Raw genomic sequence first — 15,532 nt, forward strand, 5'->3', positions numbered from 1 at the left:
GCCATCGGCGGATAAAGCGTTCCACCTTATGCGCCCTGCGCTGGGCACTCGGCGAGCGACCCTTGGCTGCTGGCACTTTCCGTAGGGCGGATAACACCCACGGCGTTATCCGCCATCCAGGCCTGGGCGGCCTACCGGATCAGAAGTACTGGGTCAGGCTGAACTTGGCGTTGCGGCCCTGGCTGTAGACGCTGTCCCCCGCCAGCGCGGGGTGATAGTCGCGGTTGAACAGGTTGTCGACGGTGAAGTTCAGCTCGGTGTTCTCCAGGCCCAGGCGGCGCGGCTTCCAGCTGGCGAAGATGCGGTGGGTGTCGTAGCTGTCGTTGACGGTCTGGTCCCAGAAGATGTCGCCGACGCTGGTGCCCATGCCGCCGGAGTACTTGTCGCTGGGCAGGCGGTCGGTCTTGCGAACGAACTCGCCCTGCCAGCCGATCTGCGCGTCCCAGGACGGGATCCTGGTGCCCAGGGTGGCGACCCACTTGGCCGGGGGCACGTCGCGCGCCCACACGTTCGGGCCCCAGGGGTTGCTGTAGGCGCCGTCGTGCTTGCCGGTCACCCACGAATACGACAGCCCGCCGAACAGCCAGGGGCTGTCGTAGAAGCTCTCGATCTCGAAGCCCTTGTAGGTCACGCCCGGCAGGTTGCGGTAGTTGGAGAGCGGCAGGAAATCGCCGCAGCTGCCGGAGAGGGTGCCGTTGTCGATGGCCTGCTGTTCGCAGCCGACGCTACGGGTGCGGAAGATTTCGTCCTTGATCTTGTTCTGGAACAGCGTGGTACGCACCTGCAGGTTGTCGCCGTTGATGAACAGGTCCGGCAGGTTGACCAGCGAGCCGAAGCGCAGCGCGTGGATGCGCTCGGGGTCCAGGTCGCGGCTGGTGGCGCTGACCGTGCTGCTGTTCTGCACCTCGTACATCTCGTCGATCACCGGCGCGCGCCAGGTACGGCTGTAGTCGGCGAAGAAGCCCAGGCGCTCGGTGGCGGTCCAGAACAGCGACAGGCGCGGCGACCAGCCGCTGTAGGTCTGCGAGCTGTAGTCGTGGCCTTGGGCTGCGTTGTTGTAGATCGGCGCGTCGTTGTCCTTGCCCTGGTTGCGCACGTGGTCGAAGCGCAACGACGGGGTGATGGTCACGCTGCCCAGGGTCAGCGCGTCCTGGAGGTAGGCGCTGTTGGTGTTCTGCTTGCCGCTGGGCATGAAGGTCGGCTGGAAGTGGCCGTGGTTGTAGCGCGCGGTGTCATAGGTGGAGCCGGGGATGTACATGTCGGTGGTGCGGGTGTGGCGGTGGAACTGCGTGCCCACGGTGAACGCGTGCTGCACCGGGCCGGTGGCGAACAGGCTGGTGTTGCGCAGCTCGAGCACCTTGTCCTTGTAGTCGGTGTCCATCTTGCGGCCACCGGTGGAGACCTGGAAGAAGGCGTCCGGGTTGCGCTCGTCGGTCTGGTCGATGTGCGACTCGGAGTACTGCACCATCAGGTCGATCAGCGGGTTGTCGATGGGGTGGTATTCGTATTTGCCGGACCAGGTGGTGTCGGTGGTGTCGCGATGCGCCAGCAGACGCTTGAGCGCGGCCTCGTAGCCGTAGCGGTCAATGCTCGACTGGGTCGGCGGCGTCGGGTAGGAAGCCGAGGAGAACGGCGTCCAGCGCGTACTGTGGGAGCGGCTGTAGGCCAGACTGATGTCGTTGTCGAGGTTGGGGTGCAGGTTCAGCTTGAACAGCCCGGCGTCCAGGTCCTGGGCGCTGTTGGGCAGGCGGCTGGGGTTGATGGGGTAATTGTTGTTCGGGTCGGGGATATGCCCGGCGAGCTTGATGTCACGGCCGTCACGGGCGGTGAGGTAGGCCAGCGCATCGACCTTCCGGTCCTCGGTGCGGCCGTAGACGGCACCGCTGTAGATCTTCTGCTGGTCGTTGGAGTGGTAGCCGTACTTGAGCATGGCGCCGACGTTCTGGTCGTCGCGCAGCATGTCCGGCGCATCCTTGGTCTCCATGTGCACGGTGCCGCCGAAGCCGCCGTTGCCGTTGTAGACCGAGTGCGGGCCCTTCTCCACCTCGATGCGCTTGATCAGCTCCGGTTCGATGAACACGGTGCCCTGCTGGTAGCGCTCGAAGCCGCTCTTGGGGGCGCCATCGAGGGTGAAGGGCACGTCCTCGGCATCGCCCAGGCCCCAGATGTTCACGGTCTGCCCGCCCGGCTTTGGCGAGCCGCCCATGGTCACGCCGGGCAGGGTCTGCAGCAGGGTGGGAATGTTGTCGGCCTGGATGCGCTCGATGTCCTTGCGGGTCAGGGTCGAACGGCCGACGCTGCTGGAATCCACGGACAGGCCGCTGCCGACGATGGTCTGCGAATCCAGTTCGATGGCGTTGTCGCTGAACTTGTCGACCTTGCCCGAACGTCGCACGACGAAGCCGTCACCCGCCTCCACCAGCTCCAGCGAAGAGCCCTTGAGCAGATGCTCCAGCGCTTCCCGCACGCTGTAGCGGCCGCTCACCGCTGGCGCCTTGAGGCCGTCCAATTGGGAGGCGTCGTAGAGCACCTGCACGCCGGCCTGTTGCGACAGGCTGCCGATGGACTCGCTCAGCGCCTGCGCCGGCAGGTCGACCTGCCAGTCGGCGGCGCGGCTGTACTCCGCCATCATCAGGCTGCCGAGCAGCACGGCGCAGCCCAGCGGGCGCGCGAACGGGAAGTTGAATCGAGACTGCATGCAAGGCCCTCCCCAGGGTCGAAAAGCGCTGCGCGTTTCGCAGCGAATGACGGGGAAGACCGTCACTCGAGAAAAAACCACACCTGCAAATAAAAATATTTCTCAAAAAAAGATTCCGAGCACGTGCGAGCGGATTCGGGATTCGGGATTCGGGATTCGGGATTCGGGATTTTCGTAGGAGCGAGCTTGCTCGCGAACCGGCCCAGCTCGGGTGCTGCCGGGAAACACGTTCGCGAGCAAGCTCGCTCCTACAAAAAAAGCGATCAGCGCGGCAGGATGACGGCGCTGCCGTCGGCCTTGCGCTGCACGCGCACGTCCAGCAGCACCGGTAGGGCAGCGAGGAAGTCGTCCGGGCGAGCCAGGCGCACGTTGCCGGAGATGGGCTTGTTCGCCAGGCGCTCATCGCCCAGGCGGATGGGCGCTGCGCGATACTGCGACAACTCGTCGACCAGAGCACCCAGCGGCTGGTTGCGGAAGGCGAGCATGCCGTCACGCCAGGCGGCGATGGAGGCGACGGGCACGCGGTCCACCTGCGCCTCCCCTGCTCCGCTCGACAACCGGGCCCGGTCGCCAGCCGTCAGCGTCTGCTCACCTGGCGCGTCGAGCTGCGCCTGCAACGCCACCTTGCCGTGGCGCACGGCGACACTCAGTCCATCACCCTCGCGATGCACATCGAAGCCGGTGCCGAGCACCCGCACTCGACTATCGCCGGCGGTCACGCGGAAAGGCCGGTCAGCCTCGTGGGTCACTTCGAAATAGGCTTCGCCGCGCAGCAGCTGCACATCGCGGAAGCTGCTGGAGTAATCCACCCGCAGCGCCGAATCCGCCGCCAGGAATACCCGCGTGTTGTCGTTCAGCGTTACCTCACGCTGTTCGCCTGGCGCAGTGGATTGCACCTGCTGCGGATCGGCCAGCCGACCGCCACTGAAGTCGTTGGCCAACAACAATGCGCCGAGGAACAGACTGGCGGCGGCGAGCCCGCGCCAGGGCAGCGCAGGCCGGCGAGTCGGTGCGAACGCGGGCCGACGAACCTGGTCGAGGTCAGTCCACAGTTGTTCGATTTCGCGGTAAGCACACTCATGGGCAGCGTGTTCCGCCAACCAGTCGGCAAAGGCCTGCCGCTCGCGTGCATCCCAGGCACCCGAGCGCTGACGGCTGAACCACTTGGCGGCCAGTTCGTCGATCACGCGCTGGCGCTCTTCTGGCGGCGTCATGCTTCGCCCTCCCCCTGAACCTGACGCTTGCAATGCAACAGCGCACTGGCGACGTGCTTCTCCACCATGCTCAATGAGATCCCCATGCGCCTGGCCACCTCGGGCTGCGACAGGCCGTCGAACTTGTGCAGGATGAACGCCTCGCGACGCCGTGGCGGCAAGCTGTCCAATGCCCTGGAAAGCTCGCGAAGATAACGTTGTCGCTCGAACTGCACCACGGGTTCGCCCCCTTCGGCGGCCGGTTGCTGGTCGGTGTCGCTGGCCGTTTCCGGCTCGCTGGTGAAGCGCCGGGAGCGCTGCCAGTGATCGCGCAGCAGGTTGCGCGCGACCTGGAACAGGAAGGCGCGCGGCTGCTCCACTTCATGCCGCGAAGAGGACTTGAGCCACTGGGCGAAGGTGTCCTGGGCGAGGTCCGCGGCGTCCGCCGAGCTGCCCAGCTGCTTGCGCAGAAAGCGCAGCAACTCGCCGTGGAAGGAGCGATAGGCCTGGGATACCGAACGGGAAAAGCGCTCATCCATCGACGCACGCCTCCCGGCGTCGCCGCCCTGCCCTGCTGTTGCCCGCTGCCACTTCGCCCCCGAACCGAGGCCCTGGGCCCCGACAACCATCGAATGACACAAATGATAATACATATCATTTACAAAAATGAAGTCGCACGCGAGCAATGGATAGCAGAAGGCCGCCCTACGGCGGCCTTTCCTCGGAATCAGACGTTGGCGATACGCGCCCTTCGCGCCCGGTAGCTGCGCAACAGCGAAGGCGCCAGTGCGGTCAGTGCCGAGCCGCCGACCACCAGCAGCGCACCGACATAGGCCAGGCCGTTGAGGTCTTCGGGCAGGACGAAATCCGGCCACAGCGAGGCGGCAAGCGCCACCGAGGCGAAGGTCACCAGCGGGGTGATCGCCAGGGTCGCGCTGACCCGCGAAGCCTCCCAGTGCGCCAGCGCCTCGGCGAAGGCACCGTAGGCCACCAGGGTGTTCAGGCAGCAGGCCAGCAGCAGCCAGCCCTGCAGCGGCGACAGCTCCAGCGCCTCCAGCGGATGCGCCCAGGGCGTGAGCAGCGCGCCGCAGCCCAGGTAGATCACCATCATCACCTGGACCGAGGTCCATTGGGTCAGCAGCTGCTTTTGCGCCAGGCCATAGAAGGTCCAGATGAAGGCGGCAAAGACCACGATGAGCACACCGGTGGTGTACTCGCCGAGCGAGCCGAAAAGCTCGCTCAGGCGCTGGTTGAAGAACAGCCCGAAGCCTGCGATCAGCACCGCAAGACCCAGTGCCTGGCCGATGCTGAAGCTCTCCTTGAAGACCAACAGGCTGCCCAGCAGCAGGAGGATCGGCGCGATCTGGATCACCAGTTGCGTGGTGCCGGGGGTGAGCATGCGCAAGCCGATCAGGTAGCAGACGTAGTTGCCGGTCAGGCCGAGGATGGCGACCAGCACCAGCCCTTTGCCGCGCTTGCCCAGCGGCGCGAAGCGCGGCAACTGACGGGTGAAGCCCAGGTAGATGAGCAGCAGGCCACCGGAAACCACCAGGCGAAACCAGGTGACGGTGATCGGGTCCATGACCTTCAGGACTTCCTTGAGCTTGATCGGCAGAATGCCCCAGAGGACGGCGGTGACCAGGGCGAGAAACAGGCCGAATTGCCAGCGGCCGGATGAAACGTGCATGGGAGCCTCGACGCGTGTGCGGTCCGCCATGCTAAGTCATGGCGGTATCGCCCCATAGGAACAGTTGGCCTGCGCAACTGTTCCGGTCATCCGCCGACGACGCTGCGTCGCTGCCAGTCAGATCAGGGTCGAGAGGCGCAACAGCCACCAGATCAGGATGATCAGCTGGACGAGGAACGCGGCGAAGCGCACCCACACCGCCAGTGCCGAAGTGCTGGCCAGATGCACCACCGACTGGACGATGCGTGCCACCAGCAGGGTCGGCGCAAGCGGGTCGGTGATCACCGTCTGCTGGGTGACCATGGCATAGAGCAGCACGGCGCAGAACAGCGGTACGTTCTCCACGCAATTGGCGTGGGCGCGCGCCAGGCGCTGGCCGAAGGTGCCGGGGGTGTTGCTGCCGTCGGCCGCGAAGGCGTTGACCTTCATGCGGCCGGACATCACCAGCAGGCCGCGCTGATTGACCAGCAGCAGGACCAGCAGCACAGTCCAGGCGACCAGGCCGAGCAACGCGAAGGCAGAGGGGCTGAGGGACATGCGGGACTCCTTTCTCTTGTTGGTTTGAGCGGAGTCTAGGGGAGGTAGAGTAATTGCTCTAGCCTGCACAAGGGTGGCACGGGGTAGGAGCGGACTTCGTCCGCGATGTGCCACCGGCCGGCTCGGAGTGGCCGGGAATCGATCGCGGACGGAGTCCGCTCCTACGCCCATTGGGAAAACCGCGCCAGCGAAAAAGAAAACGGGCAGCCCGTTTCCGGCCTGCCCGTTCTTGTCCAGCGCCGCACTCACAGCTTGGCGATGGAGACCTCGGTGGATTTCACGAAGGCGATCACTTCGCTGCCGATGGCCAGTTCCAGCTCTTTCACGGAACGGGTGGTGATCACCGAGGTGACGATGCCGGCGGCGGTCTGCACATCGATTTCCGACAGCACATCGCCTTCGACGATTTCCTTGATGGTGCCTTTGAACTGGTTGCGGACGTTGATGGCTTTGATGGTCATGGCGTAGCTCCTTGGGAGAATGGGGTTTTCACGGATGAACGTGGATCAGAGCGCCCAACGCAATTGCGTGGGCAGTGGGGAAACAGGTTCCGGTTCAGGCGGCTGGGCCGGCAGCGACAGCACGCGTTCGAGCACTTCGGCTTCGAGCGCGGCCAGGCGTGCCGAACCACGCGCGCGCGGCCGGTGCAGGTCGACGTTGAGGTCCAGGCCGATCTCGCCGTCCTCGATGAGGATCACCCGGTCGGCGATGGCCACGGCCTCGGCGACGTCATGGGTGACCAGCAGCACGGTGAAACCATGTTGCTGCCAGAGACCTTCGATCAGCTGCTGCATCTCGATGCGGGTCAGGGCATCCAGCGCGCCCAGCGGCTCGTCGAGCAGCAGCAGGCGCGGCTGGTGGATCAGCGCACGGGCCAGGGCCACGCGCTGTTTCTGCCCGCCGGACAAGCCCGCCGGCCATTCGTTGGCGCGGTCGGACAGCCCCACCGCCGCCAGCGCTTCCAGCGCCTTCGGGCGCCAGTCGCCTTTCAAACCGAGGCCGACGTTGTCGATCACCCGCTTCCAGGGCAGCAGGCGCGAGTCCTGGAACATCAGGCGAGTCTCCTCGCGGGCGCTTTCCAGCGGCGCGGAGCCGGCCAGCAATTGGCCCTCGCTGGCTGCATCGAGCCCGGCCAGCAGGCGCAGCAGGGTGCTCTTGCCGCAACCGCTGCGGCCGACGATGGCGACGAACTGGCCGGCGGGAATCCGCAGGTCGATGCCCTTGAGCACCTCGCGTTCGCCGAAGCGCTTGCGCGCGTTTTCCAGTGCCAGCGGGATGCCTTTCTTGAGTTGCTTGGGCAGGTTGTGGACCGCGTTCATGCCGCACCTCCCTTGACCTGATAGGCCGGGTGCCAGCGCAGCCAGATCCGTTCCAGCCCGCGAGCGGCGAGGTCGGCCAGCTTGCCGAGTACGGCGTAGAGCAGGATCGCCAGCACCACCACGTCGGTCTGCAGGAACTCGCGGGCGTTCATTGCCAGGTAGCCGATGCCGGAGTTGGCGGAGATGGTCTCGGCGACGATCAGGGTCAGCCACATGAAGCCCAGGGCGAAGCGCACGCCCACCAGGATCGAGGGCAGCGCGCCGGGCAGGATCACCTGGCGGAACAGCGCAAACCCCGACAGCCCGTAGCTGCGCGACATTTCCAGCAGGCCCGGATCGATGTTGCGGATGCCGTGGTAGGTGTTGAGGTAGATCGGGAACAGCGTGCCGAGGGCGACCAGGAAGATCTTCGCCGACTCGTCGATGCCGAACCACAGGATCACCAGCGGGATCAGCGCCAGGTGCGGCACGTTGCGGATCATCTGCACCGAGCTGTCGAGGAAGCGCTCGCCCCATTTCGACAGGCCGGTGATCAGCCCCAGCACCAGGCCGATGCTGCCGCCGATGAGGAAGCCAACGGCGGCGCGCCAGGTGCTGATCGCCAGGTGCTGCCAGAGCTCGCCGCTGACCACCAGGTGGTAGCCGGCCTCGGCCACGGCGCTGGGTGCGGGGAGGATGCGGCTGGACAGCCAGCCGAATTCCACCGCGAGCTGCCAGATCAGCAGCAGGCCCACCGGCAGGGCCCAGGGCGCGAGGCGCTGGGAAAGGTTGTTGGAAACACTCATCTCTTCTCTCCGGATTCTTCATCCGCCGTTCTGGATCGATGGCGGATAACGCTGCGCGTTATTCGCCCTACGGTCTGGTCAGCTCGCCGATGCCGCCTTGGGCAGGATGTCATTGGCGACCATCTCGCCGAACGGGCTGACGTAACCACGTGCCTGCGGCTGCTGCGAACGGGCGATGTCCAGGTGCGGGAAGAGCAGTTCGGCGACCCGGTAGGACTCTTCCAGATGCGGGTAGCCGGAGAAGATGAAGGTGTCGATGCCCAGTTCCGCGTATTCCTTCACACGGGCCGCGACAGTCGGGCCATCACCCACCAGCGCGGTACCTGCGCCGCCCCGCACCAGGCCGACGCCGGCCCAGAGGTTGGGGCTGACTTCCAGCTTGTCCTTGCTGCCGCCGTGCAGGGCGGCCATGCGCTGCTGGCCGACGGAATCGAAGCGCGCCAGGGACGCCTGGGCGCGGTCGATGGTGTCCTGGTCCAGGTGGGAGATCAGGCGGTCGGCGGCCTTCCAGGCTTCCTCGTTGGTCTCGCGGACGATCACATGCAGGCGGATGCCGAAGCGCACGCTGCGGCCCTGTTTCGCAGCCTTCTCGCGCACCTGGGCGATCTTCTCGGCGACGGCGGCCGGCGGCTCGCCCCAGGTCAGGTACAGCTCGACCTGCTCGGCGGCGAGGTCCTGGGCGGCATCGGAGGAGCCACCGAAATACAGCGGCGGGCGCGGCTGCTGGATCGGCGGATAGAGCAACTTGGCGCCCTTCACCTGCAAGTGCTTGCCATCGTAGTCGACAGTCTCGCCTTCCAGTACGCGACGCCAGATGCGGGTGAACTCCACCGAGGCTTCGTAGCGTTCGGCGTGGCTCAGGTGCAGGCCGTCGCCGGCGAGTTCGTCGGGGTCGCCGCCGGTCACCAGGTTGAACAGCGCGCGTCCGCCGGAAAGCCGGTCGAGCGTGGCGGCCTGGCGGGCAGCCACGGTCGGGGAAATGATGCCCGGGCGCAGGGCGACCAGGAACTTCAGGCGCTGGGTCACCGGGATCAGCGAGGCGGCGACCAGCCAGGAGTCTTCGCAGGAACGGCCGGTGGGGATCAATACGCCGCCGAAACCGAGGCGGTCGGCGGCCTGGGCGACCTGTTGCAGGTAACCGTGGTCCACGGCGCGGGCGCCTTCGGCGGTGCCCAGGTAGTGGCCGTCGCCGTGGGTCGGCAGGAACCAGAAGATGTCGAGACTCATCGCAGTAACTCCAGATAAGCGCGCCGGCGTGGCGTAGCCGCGCGATGATGGGATTCGCTGTACGTCCAGCGGTTTTCGTAGGAGCGGACAGAGTCCGCTCCTACGTAGGGATCATTGGGCGGCGGCGACCTTGGCTGGCGCGGTCCACACCACGTCCTTGATGCTCAGTTGCTTGGGAATGAGCTTCAGGCCGGTGAAGGTGTCGGCGATCTTCTGTTGCGCTGCGGTGACTTCCGCGGTGATCGGCTGGGCGCCATAGCCCTGGCGCTTCACGGCGGTCAAGGTGATGTCCGCCGGCAGGCCGAGCAGCGGCGCAACCTGGTCGGTCACCTGCTGCGGGTTATGCTGCGACCACTCGCCCACCGAACGCACCTCGTCGATCAGGGTGGTGATCACCTGCGGGTGCTGGTTCGCATAGGGACGGGTCGCCAGGTAGAACTGGTGGTTATCCACAAGGCCGGTGCCATCCACCAGGGTGCGGGCGGAAAGCTGCTTCTCGGCGGCGGCCTGGTACGGGTCCCAGATCACCCAGGCATCCACGCTGCCACGCTCGAAGGCGGCGCGGGCGTCGGCCGGCGGCAGGTAGACGGGCTGGATGTCGCTGTATTTCAGGCCGGCGTTCTCCAGGGCGCGCACCAGCAGGTAGTGCACGTTGGAGCCTTTGTTCAGGGCGACTTTCTTGCCCTTGAGCTCGGCGACGGATTGGATCGGCGAGCCCTTGGGCAGCAGGATCGCCTCGCTGGTCGGCGCCGGCGGTTCATGGGCGACGTAGACGAGATCGGCGCCAGCGGCCTGGGCGAACACCGGCGGGGTTTCGCCGGTGACGCCGAAGTCGATGCTGCCGACGTTCAGGCCTTCCAGCAGCTGCGGACCGCCGGGGAATTCGGTCCATTGCACCTTGACGCCCTGCTCGGCCAGGCGCTTCTCCAGTGTGCCGCGGGCCTTGAGCAGCACCAGGGTGCCGTACTTCTGGTAACCGATACGCAGGGTGCCGGGCTGTTCGTCCGCCTGCGCGTTGTAGGACAGGGCCGCGATCAGCAGGGCCGCCAGTCCACTACGCAAAGTGAGGGTCCGCATGGGAGTGCTCCTTCATCGAGTGTGCTTGCCGGACCTGCGGTCCCGTTGTCGGGACGGTGAGGGCCTTTTCGTTAGTGACGCAGTGGGCGCCTGCCGGGTCGGGGCTTGGCGTTCACCTGCGTGGGTGTTGTCGGTCAGATGCTCCAGCGGGCGTTGATCAGCCGCTCATTGAGCAGGTTGGGGTCGATGGGTTTGGGTCGGCGCGCCAGGGCGCCGTGGAACTGTTCCAGCGACTCCAGCAGCCGGTGTTCGAGGGTCGATTCCAGGCGCGCCGGGGTATTGCCCTCGGGGTATTGCACCTGGCCCTCTTCGGCGAACACGCCGTGCAGGGTTTCCTGGGCTTTCAATGCGGCGAGGACCGGCTTGAGCGCGTAATCCACTGCCAACATATGCGCGTTGCTGCCGCCGGTGGCCAGGGGCAGCACCACCTTGTGCGCCAGCGCCCGCTCCGGCAGCAGGTCGAGAATGACCTTCAGCGCACCGGCGATGGACGCCTTGTAGACCGGGGTGGATATCACCAGGCCATCGGCGCGTAGGACCTGCTCGATCAGCTCGACCACCCGCGGGCTGTCGAAGCGCGCGTACAGCAGATCCTCGGCCGGGAAGTCGTGCACGCTGTAGGAGCGCACCTCGGCGCCGTGGGCGTGCAGCCAGTTCCGCGCAATATCCAGGAGCACACCGGAACGGGAACGCTGGCTCGGGCTGCCGGCAAGGGTGACTACATACATCCGCACGCTTCCTTATAACGATCAGGCCGGTACAAATGCCGTCCTGCTAACCATATGCATAGACCTTAACAGCCCTCCGCATATTCCAATAAATGTTATTTATTCATTTAGTTATGCATTTTAGATTTATATGTAGGATGGGTGGAGCGAAGCGATACCCATGTGGAAATGTCGTTCGCGATTTGATGGGTATCGCTTCGCTCCACGCCATCCTACGAAGTGCGCGGGATCAAATGACGTGGGACTGGTGCAGCTCGGTCAGCGCTTCGCCGCGCAGGAAGGCCAGCTCGACGGCGCGACAGTCGCGCGGGCGCGGCAGCGGCACGGGGAATTCGCGGCGCAGGCGGCTGGGTGTGCCGCCCAGCAGCAGGACGCGATCACTGAGGTAGAAGGCTTCGTCGAGGTCGTGGGTGACCAGCAGGATGCTGATGTCGTACTCCAGCGCCAGTTGCTGGATCAGGTCCTGCAGGCGGATGCGGGTGAAGGCGTCCACGGCGCTGAAGGGTTCGTCCAGCAGCAGCACCTGCGGCCGGCCGTAGAGACCACGGGCGATGGCCGCACGCTGGGCCATGCCGCCGGAGAGCTGCTTGGGCAGCAGGCCGCCCTTGCCTTCCAGGCCCACGTCGCGCAGCAGGTGTTCGATGCGGTGGTCGTCCGCCAGCCAGCCGTCGGCGAAGCCGATGTTCTGCGCCACGGTGAGCCAGGGCAGCAGGCGCGGCTCCTGGAACACCACGCCAACGCCACCACCGCCACGGCCGCTGTCGCCATCCGGGCCGAAGCCCAGCAGCGGGTTGCGTTCCAGGGAGCCGGCGAATTCGTCGTCCAGCCCGGCGGCAATGCGCAGCAAGGTACTTTTGCCACAGCCGCTGGGGCCCAGCAGGCTGACCACCTCGCCCGGCGCCAGGCTCAGGCTGACGTCGTCCAGCACGCGCACGCCGGAGAAGCTCTTGCGGATATCACGCAGTTCCAGCAGGGCGCTCATTGACTCTCTCCATTGCCCAGGAAGGTATCGCGCCAGCCCAGCGCGCGCTGCTCCAGCGCCTTCAGCAGGCCGTCGCTGAGCTTGCCGAGCACAGCCAATACGAGGATGGCGGCAATGACGATGTCCGGCCGCGAGGTTTCCCGGCCATCGCTGAGCAGGTAGCCCAGGCCGCGGGTAGCGGCGATCAGTTCGGCGGCAACGAGGAACATCCAGCTCAGGCTCAAGGCGCCGCGCAAACCAGTGAACAGGCTGGGCAACGCCGCCGGCAGAAGGATGCGCCGCACCAGCGCGAAGGGCGACAGGTGATACAGCCGGCCCAGCTCCACCCACTTGCGGTCAACGTTGCGCACGCCGGCCACCAGGGAGAGGTACACCGGGAAGAACGCGCCGAGGGCGATCAGTACGATCTTCGGGGTTTCGTCGATGCCCAGCCAGAGCAGCAGCAAGGGCACCCAGGCCAGGCTGGGAATAGCCCGCAGCGCCTGGAAAGTGGGCTCCAGGTAAGCCTCGGCGCGCTGGCTGAGGCCCACCCAGGTGCCGATCAGCACGGCAGCGGCTGCGCCGATGAAGAATCCGGCAGTGACCCTCGCCAGGCTCGCGGCAACATGTTTCCAGAGCTCGCCCTGGGCCAGTTGCCAGAGTGTCAGCGCGACGCTGCTGGGCGCCGGCATCTGGTGCTCGGCGAGCCAGCCGACGCGCACCGACAGCTCCAGCGTCGCACACAGCAGCAGCGGCACCAGCCAGGCGCGCCAGCCCAGCCGCGGCCAGCGCAGTTTCAGTGCCCGACGCTGGCGGGCCAGGGGCAGGCTCTGGGTTGGCATGGATTATTGCCCCGCCTTGGCGACGGCGGGTTTGCCGATCACCTCGCCGGCCAGTTGCGGCGCGATCAGTTGGTCGACCACGGCGGTGACATCGGTCCCCGGACGCACCAGTTGCTCGTCCAGCAGGATCGGTGCGGCGGCCTTCAGTGCGGCGACCTGCTCGGCGCCGGGCAGCGGCTTGCTGAAGTCGGTACGCGAGAGTTGCAGCTTGGCCACTTCCAGCGGCAGCCTGGCTTCCTCGGCGAGCAGTTTCGCGGTCTCCTCCGGGTGGGCCACGGCCCACTGGCGCGCCTCTTCATAGGCGGCGATGACCTGCTTGATCAGTGCCGGCTGTTCCTGCTCGAACTGCTCGGTGACGCTGAGCACGCCGTAGCTGTTGAAGTCGACGTTGCGGTACAGCAGCCGTGAGCCTGCCTGCAGCTCGCTGGCGGCCATGTGCGGATCGAGGCCGGCCCAGGCGTCCACCCTGCCCTGCTCCAGCGCGGCGCGGCCGTCAGGATGCTGCAGGTGGACGATCTCCACGTCGTTCTTGTCCAGCCCCGCCTGCTGCAGGCTGCGCAGGAGGAACAGGTAGGGATCGGTGCCCTTGGTGGCGGCGATCTTCTTGCCCTTGAGGTCGGCGACGGATTTCAGCGGCGAATCCTTGGGTACTACCAGCGCGGTCCACTCCGGCCGGCTGGCGATGTACACGGTCTTCAGCGGGCTGCCATTGGCGCGGCTGAGCACGGCGGCCAACCCCGCGGTTGAGGCGAAATCGGTACTGCCGGCGTTGAGATACTCCAGCGAGCGGTTGCTGCCCTGGCTAAGCACCCAGCGCACTTCGGTGCCTTGCGGCTTGAGGGCTTTTTCCAGATAGCCGAAGTGCTTGAGCACCAGGCTGGTGGGTGCGTAATAGGCGTAGTCCAGACGCACCTCTTTCGGTGCGTCGGCGGCTTGGGCGGAACTGTTGTAGGCGCCGATCGGCAGGCTCGCGAGAAGAGCGACGGCCAGGCTGCGGCGCCAGGTGGAATGACCCATGGTCTTCTCCTTGGCGGGGCTTGCGTCTTCTTCCCGTTTGGCGGGCAAGTCAGATCGGATGGATCGGATAGAGAGCAGAGCTGAATAAAAAAGCGCGGCGTGGTCCGCGCATGAAGAATAAAAAATGGGCCGGCGGACCGGCCCGATTTCCGCTCGAGGTTTGCTCGTACAGTGACTCCCCGGATGGGGAGCGGAGAGTCACTTGTTCGGTTGCGGGGTCAGGCGCAGGTAGGGCTTGATCGCGCGGTAGCCCTTGGGGAAACGCTGCTTGATCTCTTCCTCGTCCTTGAGCGAGGGCACGATCACCACGTCGTCGCCGTCCTGCCAGTTGCCCGGCGTTGCGACCTTGTGGTTGTCGGTGAGCTGCAGCGAGTCGATGACGCGCAGGATCTCGTTGAAGTTGCGCCCGGTGCTCGCCGGGTAGGTGATGGTCAGGCGCACCTTCTTGTTCGGGTCGATGACGAACAGCGAACGCACGGTGAGCGTGTCGTTGGCGTTCGGATGGATCAGGTCGTACAGCTCGGACACCTTGCGGTCGGCGTCGGCGATGATCGGGAAGTTGACCACGGTGTTCTGGGTCTCGTTGATGTCGTCGATCCACTTCAGGTGGGAGTCCACCGGGTCGACGGACAGGGCGATGACCTTCACGCCCTTGGCGGCGAACTGATCCTTGAGCTTGGCGGTCAGGCCCAGCTCGGTGGTGCATACCGGGGTGAAGTCGGCCGGGTGGGAGAACAGAACACCCCAGCTGTTGCCAAGCCACTCATGGAAACGGATGCGGCCTTCGCTGGATTCCTGTTCGAAGTCGGGGGCGATGTCGCCAAGTCGCAAGCTCATGGGTCTCTCCTTGTTCGTGTTGGTAGCCACTATGCACAAGGTCTTTACGCATTAAAAAGAATATATTTCGATCTTCTTATAACCGAATTATCTCTCTTTTCCGGACCCTGCTCGACGGCGACCGCCGCCGGATACTGAGCATAGTCAAGTGAGCACGAAGCCCATGCCGGCGAGTGTTTCACCGCTGAAACAGTCGTTGGCCGTTCGTCGCCTGCCCTCTGCAGCCCAGGCACGGCGCGGCTTTGCGGCATACACTCGATTTAATTATTTCTTTGGCTCGGGAGGTGGGTTCATGTTGGGACAACGGGTCAACGACAGTCAGGCGGCCACCCATTACCGCAGCGACCGCATCAGTGCGGTCAATGGCCAGTACTTCTTCTCTACTCGCGAAGGGACCCTGGAGGGGCCCTATTTCACCCGCTTCGATGCCGAGCGCGAGGTGGCGCAGTACATCGACCGCATGCGGCAGGCCGCGGCGTTGTTTGCGCGGATGCAGTAACGGCGAGCAGCAAGGCTGTGATCAGGAACCCCGGCCCGGTGCCGGGGTTTGTTTTTCTGCCGACCGACAACCAGACGAGCGAACCCTGCGCCGAGATTGCTCCCGGCACCGGCAATAAAAAACCC

16 protein-coding genes are annotated in these 15,532 nt (G+C 65.6%); 1 reads left to right on the forward strand and 15 read right to left on the reverse strand.

Going from position 1 to position 15,532, the window contains the following annotated elements; translation table 11 throughout:
* Positions 1–139 precede the first annotated feature (139 nt).
* From MJ122_RS01945 to MJ122_RS02015, 15 genes are all read right to left on the reverse strand, one after another.
* The gene (locus MJ122_RS01945; RefSeq protein ID WP_275590577.1) at positions 140–2,632 is read right to left on the reverse strand and encodes a TonB-dependent receptor; all 2,493 of its coding nucleotides are present in this window, start codon (positions 2,630–2,632) and stop codon (positions 140–142) included.
* A gap of 329 nt (positions 2,633–2,961) precedes the next feature.
* Entirely contained in the window at positions 2,962–3,912 is a 951-nt protein-coding gene (locus MJ122_RS01950) for a FecR family protein (RefSeq protein ID WP_239742006.1), read from the reverse strand.
* The gene (locus MJ122_RS01955) at positions 3,909–4,430 is read right to left on the reverse strand and encodes an RNA polymerase sigma factor (protein ID WP_239742008.1); all 522 of its coding nucleotides are present in this window, start codon (positions 4,428–4,430) and stop codon (positions 3,909–3,911) included. The genes MJ122_RS01950 and MJ122_RS01955 overlap by 4 nt, the downstream gene beginning before the upstream one ends.
* Positions 4,431–4,618: 188 nt before the next feature.
* Entirely contained in the window at positions 4,619–5,578 is a 960-nt protein-coding gene (locus MJ122_RS01960; protein ID WP_088416650.1) for a DMT family transporter, read from the reverse strand.
* A gap of 117 nt (positions 5,579–5,695) precedes the next feature.
* A complete protein-coding gene (locus MJ122_RS01965) occupies positions 5,696–6,115 on the reverse strand; it encodes an MAPEG family protein (RefSeq protein ID WP_088416649.1) in 420 nt (139 codons plus the stop codon).
* 245 nt (positions 6,116–6,360) lie between these two features.
* The gene (locus MJ122_RS01970) at positions 6,361–6,576 is read right to left on the reverse strand and encodes a TOBE domain-containing protein (RefSeq protein ID WP_017517652.1); all 216 of its coding nucleotides are present in this window, start codon (positions 6,574–6,576) and stop codon (positions 6,361–6,363) included.
* Positions 6,577–6,621: 45 nt separating this feature from the next.
* Positions 6,622–7,434 (reverse strand): aliphatic sulfonates ABC transporter ATP-binding protein, encoded by an 813-nt coding sequence (ssuB, locus tag MJ122_RS01975; protein WP_239742010.1) that lies wholly within the window; start codon positions 7,432–7,434, stop codon positions 6,622–6,624.
* Entirely contained in the window at positions 7,431–8,219 is a 789-nt protein-coding gene (gene ssuC / locus MJ122_RS01980; protein ID WP_239742012.1) for an aliphatic sulfonate ABC transporter permease SsuC, read from the reverse strand. Before ssuC ends, ssuB begins: the two co-directional genes overlap by 4 nt.
* Before the next feature lie 78 nt (positions 8,220–8,297).
* Positions 8,298–9,446 carry an FMNH2-dependent alkanesulfonate monooxygenase gene (ssuD, locus tag MJ122_RS01985; protein WP_088416646.1) on the reverse strand — a complete coding sequence of 383 codons (1,149 nt, stop codon included), beginning with the start codon at positions 9,444–9,446 and terminating at the stop codon, positions 8,298–8,300.
* 111 nt (positions 9,447–9,557) lie between these two features.
* A complete protein-coding gene (locus tag MJ122_RS01990; protein ID WP_239742015.1) occupies positions 9,558–10,523 on the reverse strand; it encodes a sulfonate ABC transporter substrate-binding protein in 966 nt (321 codons plus the stop codon).
* A 134-nt stretch (positions 10,524–10,657) separates the two neighbouring features.
* Complete coding sequence (ssuE, locus tag MJ122_RS01995) at positions 10,658–11,251, reverse strand: NADPH-dependent FMN reductase (protein WP_239742017.1); 594 nt, start codon at positions 11,249–11,251, stop codon at positions 10,658–10,660.
* A 229-nt stretch (positions 11,252–11,480) separates the two neighbouring features.
* The gene (locus tag MJ122_RS02000) at positions 11,481–12,233 is read right to left on the reverse strand and encodes an ABC transporter ATP-binding protein (protein ID WP_239742019.1); all 753 of its coding nucleotides are present in this window, start codon (positions 12,231–12,233) and stop codon (positions 11,481–11,483) included.
* Entirely contained in the window at positions 12,230–13,054 is an 825-nt protein-coding gene (locus MJ122_RS02005; protein WP_239742020.1) for an ABC transporter permease, read from the reverse strand. The genes MJ122_RS02000 and MJ122_RS02005 overlap by 4 nt, the downstream gene beginning before the upstream one ends.
* A 3-nt stretch (positions 13,055–13,057) precedes the next feature.
* Complete coding sequence (locus tag MJ122_RS02010) at positions 13,058–14,071, reverse strand: aliphatic sulfonate ABC transporter substrate-binding protein (RefSeq protein ID WP_088416641.1); 1,014 nt, start codon at positions 14,069–14,071, stop codon at positions 13,058–13,060.
* A gap of 198 nt (positions 14,072–14,269) precedes the next feature.
* Positions 14,270–14,908, reverse strand: a complete 639-nt coding sequence (locus MJ122_RS02015; RefSeq protein WP_017517643.1) for a peroxiredoxin — start codon at positions 14,906–14,908, stop codon at positions 14,270–14,272.
* A 292-nt stretch (positions 14,909–15,200) separates the two neighbouring features.
* Between MJ122_RS02015 and MJ122_RS02020 the strand changes: the two genes are divergently transcribed.
* Complete coding sequence (locus tag MJ122_RS02020; protein WP_088416640.1) at positions 15,201–15,407, forward strand: DUF6316 family protein; 207 nt, start codon at positions 15,201–15,203, stop codon at positions 15,405–15,407.
* The last annotated feature ends 125 nt before the right edge of the window (positions 15,408–15,532 follow it).

The organism is Pseudomonas sp. DP-17, from assembly GCF_022380625.1.
GTDB classification, from domain to species: domain Bacteria; phylum Pseudomonadota; class Gammaproteobacteria; order Pseudomonadales; family Pseudomonadaceae; genus Pseudomonas; species Pseudomonas nitroreducens_A.